The organism is Streptomyces sp. NPDC051940 (assembly GCF_040680895.1).
Lineage (GTDB): Bacteria > Actinomycetota > Actinomycetes > Streptomycetales > Streptomycetaceae > Streptomyces.
Window position 1 is genome coordinate 105,002 of the sequence record NZ_JBFAXR010000011.1, and the last position, 9,834, is coordinate 114,835.

Genomic DNA, 9,834 nt, shown 5'->3' on the forward strand with positions numbered 1-9,834 from the left:
CGGAAGATGTCCGATTCAGTGCCTTTGGATTCGGTGGACCTGGAGATTCTGCGTGTCCTGCAGAACGACGCCCGGACCACCAATCGTGAGCTGGCCGCCGCTGTCGGCGTCGCGCCGTCGACCTGTCTGGACCGGGTGGCGCGGCTGCGGCGGTCCGGTGTCATCCTCGGCCACCGGCTGCAGCTCGATCCGGCGAAGCTGGGACGGGGGCTGCAGGCGCTGCTGATGGTGCAGGTGCGACCGCACCGGCGGGAGCTGATCGGGCCGTTCGTCGACCGGGTGCGGGCGCTGCCGGAGTCGCGCGCGCTGTTCCATCTGACCGGCCCGGACGACTATCTGGTGCACGTGGCGGTCGCCGATCCGGCGGACCTGCAGCGGCTGGTGCTGGACGAGTTCACCTCCCGCAAGGAGGTCGCGCGGGTCGAAACCAGGCTGATCTTCCAGCAATGGGACTGCGGCCCGCTCCTGCCCGCGCATTGAGGATGACGCGGACCGTCCCCGTGTATGAGGATGGCCAGCATGTCCGACACCACGAACACGACTCTCCCCCGGCAGGTCGCCGACGCCTACGTCGACGCGCTCATCGCCCTCGACCCGATCACCGGTACGTATCTCGGCGTACGGGAGAGCTCCCCCCTGCTGCCCGACTTCTCGCCCGCCGGCCAGCAGGCCCTCGCCGACCTGGCGCGCGGCACCCTGGCGAAGCTGGACGAGGCGGAGGCCCTGCCGGAGGCGGCGGGGGACGCGGAGCGGCGCTGCGCGCGGCTGCTGCGCGAGCGGCTGGAGGCCGAACTCGCCGTGCACGAGGCCGAGGAGGGTCTGCGCGCCGTCAGCAACATCCACTCCCCCGCGCACAGCGTCCGGGAGGTCTTCACCCTCACGCCGACCGAGACGGACGAGGACTGGGCGGCGGTCGCCCAGCGGCTGCGGGCCGTTCCGGAGGCACTGGAGGGCTACCGCCGGTCGCTGGAGCTGGGCCTGGAGAAGAAGCTGTTCGCCGGGCCGCGCCCGACCGACACGTTCGTCGTCCAGCTCACCGAGTGGTCCGAGGGCCGCGGCTGGTTCGCGGAGTTCGCGGCCGCCGGCCCGGACAGCCTGCGCGAGGAGCTCGACGCGGCGGCCGAGGCCGCCCGCACGGGCCTGGAGGTCCTGCGCGACTGGATGCGCGACGTCTACGCCCCGGCGGTGGCCGGCCAGCCCGACGTGGTGGGCCGGGAGCGGTACGCCACCTGGGCCCGGTACTTCAACGGCACCGACATGAACCTGGACGAGGCGTACGCGTACGGCTGGTCCGAGTACCACCGCATCCTCGCCGAGATGCGGACCGAGGCGGAGAAGATCCTGCCGGGCGCCGAGACGCCGTGGGCCGCCATCAAGCACCTGGACGTGCACGGCGAGCACATCGAGGGCGTCGAGGAGGTGCGCGAGTGGCTGCAGAGCATCATGGACGAGGCCATCGAGGCGCTCGACGGCACGCACTTCGAACTGGCCAACCGGGTCAAGCGCGTCGAGTCGCGCATCGCCCCGCCCGGCGGCGCCGCGGCGCCGTACTACACCGGCCCCTCGGAGGACTTCTCACGGCCGGGCCGCACCTGGCTGCCGACGATGGGTGAGACCCGCTTCCCGGTGTACGACCTGGTATCGACCTGGTACCACGAGGGCGTGCCGGGCCACCATCTGCAGATCGCGCAGTGGGTGCACGTAGCGGACCAGCTCTCCCGCTACCAGGCCACCATCGGCGGCGTCAGCGCCAACGCCGAGGGCTGGGCGCTGTACGCGGAGCGGCTGATGGACGAACTGGGCTTCCTGACGGACGCGGAGCGGCGGATCGGCTACCTCGACGCGCAGATGATGCGCGCCGCGCGGGTGATCGTCGACATCGGCATGCACCTGGAGCTCCAGATCCCGGCGGACTCGCCGTTCCACCCGGGTGAGCGCTGGACGCCGGAGCTGGCGCAGGAGTTCTTCGGGATGCACAGCGGCCGCCCGGCGGACTTCGTGGAGAGCGAGCTGACCCGCTATCTGTCGATGCCGGGCCAGGCCATCGGCTACAAGCTCGGCGAGCGGGCGTGGCTGAAGGGCCGCGAGGCGGCGAAGGCGCGCCACGGCGAGGCGTTCGACGCGAAGAAGTGGCACATGGCGGCGCTGTCCCAGGGCCCGCTCGGGCTGGACGACCTGGTGGCGGAGCTGTCCGCGATCTGACGCCGCCGGCACGTGAGGACGGCGGCTCAGGCGAAGCGCACGCCGAGGCCGCCGTCCACCGCCCAGTCCGCGCCGGTCACGTACGACGCGGCGTCCGAGGCGAGGAAGCAGACCGTCTCCGCCACCTCGTGCGGTGTGCCGATCCGCCCCAGGGGCTGCGCGCGCAGGACCTCGCGCTCCGCGTCCGGGTCCGCGTGGCCGGCGAGGTACTCGTCGACCAGCGCGGTGCGGATGTACCCGGGGCTGACGGCGTTGACCCGGACGCCGAACGGGGCGACCTCCAGGGCGAGCGAGCGGGTGAGCCCGACGAGGCCGGACTTGGCCGCGGCGTAGGGGTACATGCCCGCACAGGTCAGCTTGGCGTGCAGGGACGCGATGTTGACGATCGACCCGCCGCCCCGCTCCTTCATGCCCGCCAGCACGTGCTTGGCGCACAGGAACGCCGCCTTCAGGTCGACGTCGAAGACCCCGTCCCACTCGGCGGAGGTCATCGCGACCGGGTCCGCGTAGACGTTGCGGCCCGCGTTGTTGACCAGGACGTCGATCCGGCCGAAGGCGCGCACCACCTGGGACATCCCGTCGGCGACCGCCCCCTCGTCGGTCACGTCCACCGGGAGCGCGAACACCCGGGCACCGGTCGCCGCCAGCTCCCCGGCCGTCTCGGCCAGCGCGACCGCGTCGAGGTCGAACAGGGCCACCGCCGCTCCCTCGCGGGCCGCCACCTCGGCGATCGCCTGTCCGATGCCGCGCGCCGCGCCGGTCACCACCACGGTCTTGTCCGCCAGCCGCTGCATGTGCACTCCTCGGGCCTGTCCCTTGCCTGATGACGATCCGGATCCGGCGCCGGCCCCTGCTGTCCATAGCCGTGATCAGCACGTAAAGTTAGCAGCCAAGCTGCTAAGTGAGAAGTGCGAGGACCCAGCATGGCAGTACGCCGCGCCACCCTGGCCGACCAGGTCGCCGACGAGATCATCGCCCTCATCGAGGAGACCGGTCTGCGGCCCGGGGACGACATCCCGCCCGAGGGCGAACTCGCCGCGCGGTTCGAGGTCAACCGGCTCGCCGTGCGCGAGGCCATCCGCACCCTGTCCGCCCGGGAGATCCTCGTCTCCAGCCAGGGCCGGCCGGCCCGGGTCAACGTACCGACGGCACGGGTCTTCGGCCAGATCCTGCGCTTCCGGCTGCGCCAGGAGTCGCTGAGTTACGAGGACCTGCTGGACGCCCGGCTGGCGATCGAGGGAGCGCTGGCCCGCCGCGCGGCGGAGCGCACCGGGCGCGGCGAGGGCTCGGTGGAGGCGGCGGACGGGCTGCTGGCGCAGATGGCACAGGCGGTCGACGACCGGGAGCGGTTCGTCGACCTCGACGTCGCCTTCCACGCCGAGATCGCCGCACAGGCCGGCAACGGGATGCTCGGCCTGGTCCTGGACTCGCTGGCCGAGGTGCTGCGTGAGCAGCGGCTGGCCAGCTACTCGGGGCACAGCCGGCGCGGCGACAGCCACGCGACGACCATCGAGGCCCACCGCGCGATCCTGGACGCGATCCGCGCCGGCGATGCCGGGGCGGCGGCGGCGGCGATGGACACCCACCTCGCGGAGACCGGCAAGGACCTCGACGGGGAGGCGCACGCGTGACGACCCGCTACGTACTGCGGCTCCAGGCGGACCCGGCCGACGACCCCGGCGCGGTCGGCGAGCGGCTGCTCGCGATGGCCCGCGCCGCCCGCGCGGAGGAGATATGCGTCTTCCTCTTCGGCATGGAGTTCAACGACGGCCACGACAGCCTGGACGGGATCCGGAGCTGGCTGGACGCCACGCGCCCCTGGCGGACCCGGCTGCGCGAGGCGGGGGTGGCCGTCAGCCTCAACCCCGGGCACACGGTGGGCCACAGCGACTGGGGCCGCTCACTCAAGGCCGGCCAGACCTGGCAGCCGATGGTCGACCAGCACGGCACGGCGGCGAAGGCGCAGGTGTGCCCGCTGGATCCCGGCTGGCGCGCCTACTACGCCGAGACGCTGCGGCTGTACGCGGCCGAGGACGTGGCCGCCGTCTGGATCGAGGACGACATCCGGCTGCACAACCACCAGCCCCTGGACTGGGGCGGCTGCTTCTGCCCGCTCCACCTGGCCGCCTTCACCGAGCGGACCGGTGTCCGCACGGACCGGGCCGGACTCGTCGCGGCCTGCACCGCGCCCGGCGAGCCGCACGCCTGGCGCGGGCTGTGGCTGGACTTCTGGGACGCGACCCAGCGCGAACTGCTCGCCTCCTGGCGGGAGATCCTGGGCGGCCGGCTGGGACTGATGTCCTCGCGCACCGACAGCCATGCCGCCGAGGGCCGCGACTGGGCCGCCTGGCTGTCCCTGCCCGCCCTGCACCGGCCGCACTTCTGGGGCTACTCCGACGCGGGCGGCGACCAGCTCCCGTGCGCCGCGCTCCAGCTGGACATGCAGCGCGCGGTGCAGCCGCCGGGCCTGGTCAGCCTGCCGGAGATCGAGTGCTGGCCGTACGGGCAGTGGAACAAGTCCTTCCGGCAGACCGCCGCGCAGATGTCGCTGGCGCACGTCCTGGGCTGCGACGGCCTGGCGATCAGCCTGTACGACTTCCTCGGCAACCACCCCGACGACGAGCCGCGCCGGGCCGCCTTCCTGGCCGGCTGGCGGGACACCTTCGACTGGCTCGCGGAGACCTTCCCCACGTCGCTGCGGACGACGGGCATCGGACTGCCGTGGTCGCAGGACACCGGCCGCACGGCCCGTACGGCGGCGCCGGGATGGCGGTCGCTGGTGGTCCGGCACGGCGACTGGGCCGGGCTGCTGGGCGCGGCCGGGCACGCGGTCACGGCCCGCGGCGGGGCCGCGGTCAACGCCCTGGCGGGCGAGGCGGCCTGGGCGTGCGGCGACGACGAGCTGCGCGACTGGCTGGCGGGCGGGCTGCTGCTGGACGCGGTGGCGGCGCGGATCCTGTTCGAGCGCGGGTACGGCCCCGTGATCGGCCTCGCGGACGCGAGCGCCGGGCCGTGCGGGTTCGTCCGGGAGGTCTGCACCGACAAGGAGTTCGCGCTGCGGGAGGGGGCGATGGTCTCGGCCGACGTCGAGAGCTACGACGCCGCCCGGATGCTGCACGCCGTCCCGCTGCCCGCCGCCCGCACGGTCAGCGTGATGCACGACCAGCGCGGCCGCGAACGCGGGCCCGGTGTGGTGCTGTACGGCAACGACCTCGGCGGCCGGGTCGCGGTGACCGCCTGGCCCGCGCACACGCCGGGCCGGGTGCTGATGAACGTCCAGCGCGAGGCCCAGCTGTCCGCCGTACTCGACTGGCTGTCCGGCGGGGCGCACGCCCGCGTCGAGGGGCATCCGTGGCTGGTGCCGCAGGCGCTGACGGACGGCACCCGCTGGCGGCTGGTGGTGTGGAACGTATCGCCCGACGAGGCCGGGGAGTTCACCGTACGGCTGCCCGCCGGAATGCCGCAGCCGCGTGCGGCGGTCCAGGTGACCGCGCGGGGCGAGCGGCTGGAGCTGCCCGTGCCGGCCGGGGGGCGGGTGGTGCCGCAGCGGCCGCTCGGGCAGTGGGAGTACGTGGTCCTGCTCGGCTGATGCGTGAAGGGGGCCGCCCCGGGTGGGCGGCCCCCTCTTACGCCTACTGCTGGGTGACGACGTTCAGTTCGGCCGCGCCGGCCCACGGTTCGCCGTTGACCGAGCTGAGTGCGACCAGCTTGAGGTACGCGGCCTGGCGTCCGTCCAGCGGGACGACCTGCTCGGCCGCGCTGTCCGGCCACGCGCCGGTGGCCACGGGGGCACCCCAGTTCACGCCGTCCGCCGACAGATAGACCGCGTAGTCCTTGATCCGGTCGTTCGTGTGGTTCTGCCGCGGCAGGTACCGGAACTCCTTCAGCGCGTACGAGCCGCCCAGGTCCAGCGCGATGTGGTGCGGGTAGTCGGGTGACGCCTCGGACCAGGCGGTGCCCCACCAGGTCGCCGGGTCGCCGTCGAGGGCCATCACCGCGCGGGTGTCCTCGGCCGCCGCCTCTTCGCTGTCCACGTCCAGCACCTTGATCCGGTCCTGCGGCAGATAGCCGGGCGGCACCGTGTCCACCGCGGTCTGCGCGGTGACCGCGAGCTGCCTGCCGGCCGCCGTGTAGGCCGCCCCGGCGGCCAGGGTGAACGTGCCGGCCGCGATGCCCGCCTTCGGCGTCACCAGCCAGGTGACCTTCGCCGCCGCGCCCGGGGCGAGGGAGGCGACGGTGTCGGAGGACTCGGGCACGGCGCTCCAGCCCTCCGGCACGGTCAGCGAGGTCCGTACGCCGGTGGCGGGCGTCCGCTCGCCGTTGGTGAAGGTGACGTCCACCTTGTTGGCCGCGCCGGGGACCAGCTTCCCGGTCTTCGGCTCGACGGCGAGCGTGGCGCAGGCGACGTCCTCGGCGGCCGGGCCCAGATCGGTCACCGTGAAGTCGTCCATGACGAAGTCGGCCTGGTCGGGGGCGGATCCGAGCTTGCGGACACCGACGTAGTAGTCGCCGCAGTCGCCGGCGGTGAACTCGTGCTCGTACCGGGCCGTGGTGCGCTGCTGCGCGAACGGCAGCCGCTGGGTCTCGGTCGTGCGGGCGCCGCCGCCGGCGAGCCGGTCGTAGCCGACGGAGAGGGCGTACTGGCCCGCGAAGGCGTTCTGGTGGTCGAACGCCACCCGGTAGCGGTGCCCCGTCTCGAAGCGCACGGTCTGCGGCACGGTCCGGTAGACCAGCTGGGCGCCCTCCTCATGGGACTTCAGCGACCAGTCGCCGTCCAGCACCTGGTCCGTCAGCTGGCCGTTCCAGCCGGCCTGGGTGTAGGGCGCGTGCTTTTCGGCCCGCACGGTGCGGATGTTGCCGGGTTCGGTCTGCACGAACGGGCCCCAGCCCTGCTCGCCGTCCTCGAAGTCCCAGTGGGCGACGGTGCCGTCCTTCTCGGTCTTCGTGGTCTCGACGATCCGTACGTCGTCGAGCTTCACGGCGGCGTCCGCGGCTTTGGCCGTGACGGCCAGCGGGGCGGTCTCGGCGGTGGCGGTGAAGCGGACGGTCAGGCGCTGGAAGTAGGTGCCGCTCTTCTCGTCGATGCCGACGGCGTCCTTGGCGGTGGAGCGCTCCAGCCAGTTGCGCGCGCCGCCCGACTCGAGCGTCACCCTGCGGGTCCTGCCGGGCTGGACCTCCACCCACACCGAGGCGGCGTAGCGCTTGCCCGGCACCAGGCCCCGCAGCGTGGTGCCCAGCCGGGTGTCGGTGCCGCCGGCGGGGATCACGGCCTCGTACTGGCCGGCGGCGTTGCGCTGCACGGAGGCGGGCCCGTCGGCCCGCCAGGCGTCCAGGGTGCCGGAGTTGAAGCCGGGGTCGGCCACGTGCCCGCCTTCGCCGAAGTCCGCGTCCGGGAGGGCGGGCGCCTGGTCGCGGTAGAGGACGTACGGCTGTCCCTTGTCGGCGGTGATGGTGACTTGCCGTCGTGCACCGGCAGCTCGGCGGCCTTGACGCGGCCCTGGTCGGTGAGCCGGTACAGGGTGACCTCGCGGTCGCTCTGCCAGGCGGCCGGCAGCGGCCAGGTGGTCGTGCCGCCGCCGGGGTTGAAGTGGTAGGCCTTCGTGGCGGTCCACGGCAGCAGGTAGGTGCCGCCGTCCTGGACCTTGTCGTCGCCGACGTAGACCCGGCGGGTGCCCGAGGCGTCGGTGACCCGGACGCCGCCGGTCAGCCGGACCTCGTGGTCGGTCCAGCGGGTGATCTTCTGCTTCTGCAGGAACTTGGCGGGCAGGTTGCGGTTCCAGATGGTGGCGTAGAAGGCGTTCCAGTCCTTGCCGTTGCCCCAGCCCTCCCATTCCTTGATGTTCGCGGAGCCGAGCAGCGGGTTGTCGATCCAGACGTCCTTCTCGCCGTTGCGGATAAACCGGATGACCTGGGAGTTGATGCCGCGCAGGTTGTCGCCGCCGTAGCCGGGCTCGTTGGCCCAGTGCGACCAGAGCGAGGACCGCTCCAGCTTGTCCGCCCACTCGGTGCCGAGCTGCCAGCCCTGGCCGCGCAGTACGCTCTGCAGCTTCTCGGCCTGCCAGCCGTGGCTGTAGTAGACGTCGATGTAGAGGAACTTCAGGTTCGGGTCGGTCTCGTCCCGCAGCTGCTGGAAGCGCTTGGCCACGTCGCCGCTGGTCAGGTCGCGGCGCTGGTCGATGTAGTACGACTGGCCGAGCCAGTCCCAGCCCTTGGCCTTGGGGTCGGCCAGCTGCTCGCTGAAGTTCCGGGCCTCCGGGTACGCCTCGGTGGTGTTGACGTGCACGCCGAACGAGGCGCCCCACTTCCTTCCGGCCTTGACCAGGGAGTTGAGATCGGCCACGCCCCCGGCCCGGGTGTTGTAGTGGCCGCCGTAGTCGGGGTGGGCGGAGTCGTGGCCCTCCTGGGCGTAGCCCTTGAGGATGGCGAGCTGGCCCAGGCCGTCGGTGGCCAGCGAGACGCGCTTGACGTTGTCCAGGGACTTCAGGAACGGGTTGCTGGCGTAGCTGGCGAAGTTGAACGGGATGTGCGCGACGACCCGCTCCGGGGTCTCGTTCGCCCCCTTGGGCTTCACGCCGATGTCGCGGAACGCGATCGCGCCGTCCTGCCAGTCGACGGTCCCGTCCGCGTTGCGGTCGCCGGTGACGGCGATCCTCGCCCAGGGCAGCTCCTCGGTCGCCGTGGAGCCCGCGGCGCGGTAGGTCCACTGCCCGCTCCAGACCCCGACCTCGGTGGTGCCGCCCGTCCGTACGGCCTGGCGTTTGATCCGGGTGTTCTCGCTGCCGGCGGTGTCCTGGACGGAGTTCGTCTCGATCGCCGCGGCCAGCCGGCCGGTGTTGACGAGGGCGTACGCCGACGCCTGCGGCGCGCTGTCGGCCGGGGTGGCGTCGGTGACCTGCGTGAAGGTGTCGCCCTGGCCGTTCTTGTCCGGATCCACCCGGGCGGCGGTGACGGCCGCGCCCGGCTCGTCGCCGCGGACGGACAGCAGGTTGTGGCCCGGTATCTCCAGCGTGCCGACGCGGAAGGCGTCGGTGTCGGTGATCCGGTCGATCCGGAAGGTGACCTCGGAACCCTCCACCGCGATACGGGCGTCGATCCGGACCCCGTCGAGTTCCGGGGACTCCGGGAACGACAGCGCGTAGCGCACGGCGGTCCCGTCGGCGGTGGCGATGCCCTCGGCGCGGTACGCCCGGCCGTTGAGGACCACGGTGTCGAGCGGGGTGGCACGGCCGCCCAGGACGGCACCGGTGGCGCGGTCGGTGTAGTCGACGACGTACGGGAACTCGGCGCCGGTACGCACCTGGAGGACGTCGGAGCCGATGACGAGGGGAGGGCTGCCGGCGGCCGCCGCGGGCTGCGCCACCAGCGCGGGCGACAGTGCCAGGACCGCGGTGAGGAGCGCGGCTGAACGGGAAGCTTGATTCATAGAGAGCTACTTAGCAGACAAGCAGCTAACTGCGACAGGGCTTCGTCGTCGATCGTGACCGATACGCAGCTTAGCTGCTAGGTTGCTGATGTGGATCTCAGCGAAGACAAAGACAGCGCCCGTCCCGGGGCGCCCTGGCCGAGCGCCTGGCCGGTCTGGATCGAGGGCATTGCGTACGGGCCCGAGGTGTTCAGGAACTCCCAGCCCAC

General features: G+C 72.6%; 7 protein-coding genes. 4 read left to right on the forward strand and 3 right to left on the reverse strand.

Features of this window, described 5'->3' with window-relative positions; all coding sequences use genetic code 11:
• The first annotated feature begins 6 nt into the window (after window positions 1–6).
• Both AB0M28_RS07670 and AB0M28_RS07675 read left to right on the forward strand, forming a co-directional pair.
• The gene (locus AB0M28_RS07670; RefSeq protein WP_365399347.1) at window positions 7–480 is read left to right on the forward strand and encodes an Lrp/AsnC family transcriptional regulator; all 474 of its coding nucleotides are present in this window, start codon (window positions 7–9) and stop codon (window positions 478–480) included.
• A 39-nt stretch (window positions 481–519) separates the two neighbouring features.
• Window positions 520–2,202, forward strand: a complete 1,683-nt coding sequence (locus tag AB0M28_RS07675) for a DUF885 domain-containing protein (RefSeq protein WP_365399350.1) — start codon at window positions 520–522, stop codon at window positions 2,200–2,202.
• A gap of 26 nt (window positions 2,203–2,228) precedes the next feature.
• On the opposite strand, the gene AB0M28_RS07680 is transcribed toward AB0M28_RS07675, so the two are convergent.
• Window positions 2,229–2,996 carry a glucose 1-dehydrogenase gene (locus AB0M28_RS07680; protein ID WP_365399353.1) on the reverse strand — a complete coding sequence of 256 codons (768 nt, stop codon included), beginning with the start codon at window positions 2,994–2,996 and terminating at the stop codon, window positions 2,229–2,231.
• Between the two features lie 129 nt (window positions 2,997–3,125).
• Here AB0M28_RS07680 and AB0M28_RS07685 point away from each other — a divergent pair, with 129 nt between their 5' ends.
• Both AB0M28_RS07685 and AB0M28_RS07690 read left to right on the forward strand, forming a co-directional pair.
• Window positions 3,126–3,833 carry an FCD domain-containing protein gene (locus tag AB0M28_RS07685; protein ID WP_365399356.1) on the forward strand — a complete coding sequence of 236 codons (708 nt, stop codon included), beginning with the start codon at window positions 3,126–3,128 and terminating at the stop codon, window positions 3,831–3,833.
• On the forward strand, window positions 3,830–5,791 hold the full coding sequence (locus AB0M28_RS07690; protein WP_365399359.1) for a hypothetical protein: 1,962 nt from the start codon (window positions 3,830–3,832) through the stop codon (window positions 5,789–5,791). The genes AB0M28_RS07685 and AB0M28_RS07690 overlap by 4 nt, the downstream gene beginning before the upstream one ends.
• Window positions 5,792–5,834: 43 nt before the next feature.
• Here AB0M28_RS07690 and AB0M28_RS07695 read toward each other — a convergent pair whose 3' ends face one another.
• Entirely contained in the window at window positions 5,835–7,565 is a 1,731-nt protein-coding gene (locus AB0M28_RS07695; RefSeq protein ID WP_365399362.1) for a discoidin domain-containing protein, read from the reverse strand.
• Complete coding sequence (locus tag AB0M28_RS07700; protein WP_365399365.1) at window positions 7,466–9,625, reverse strand: endo-alpha-N-acetylgalactosaminidase family protein; 2,160 nt, start codon at window positions 9,623–9,625, stop codon at window positions 7,466–7,468. Before AB0M28_RS07700 ends, AB0M28_RS07695 begins: the two co-directional genes overlap by 100 nt.
• Window positions 9,626–9,834: the final 209 nt, after the last annotated feature.

What these genes read in the sequence shown, in the direction of transcription:
- AB0M28_RS07685 (WP_365399356.1), top strand. Translation starts at nt 3,126, where the DNA reads ATGGCAGTACGCCGCGCCACCCTGGCCGACCAGGTCGCCGACGAGATC.
- AB0M28_RS07670 (WP_365399347.1), top strand. Translation starts at nt 7, where the DNA reads ATGTCCGATTCAGTGCCTTTGGATTCGGTGGACCTGGAGATTCTGCGT.
- AB0M28_RS07700 (WP_365399365.1), bottom strand. Translation starts at nt 9,625, where the DNA reads ATGAATCAAGCTTCCCGTTCAGCCGCGCTCCTCACCGCGGTCCTGGCA.
- AB0M28_RS07675 (WP_365399350.1), top strand. Translation starts at nt 520, where the DNA reads ATGTCCGACACCACGAACACGACTCTCCCCCGGCAGGTCGCCGACGCC.
- AB0M28_RS07680 (WP_365399353.1), bottom strand. Translation starts at nt 2,996, where the DNA reads ATGCAGCGGCTGGCGGACAAGACCGTGGTGGTGACCGGCGCGGCGCGC.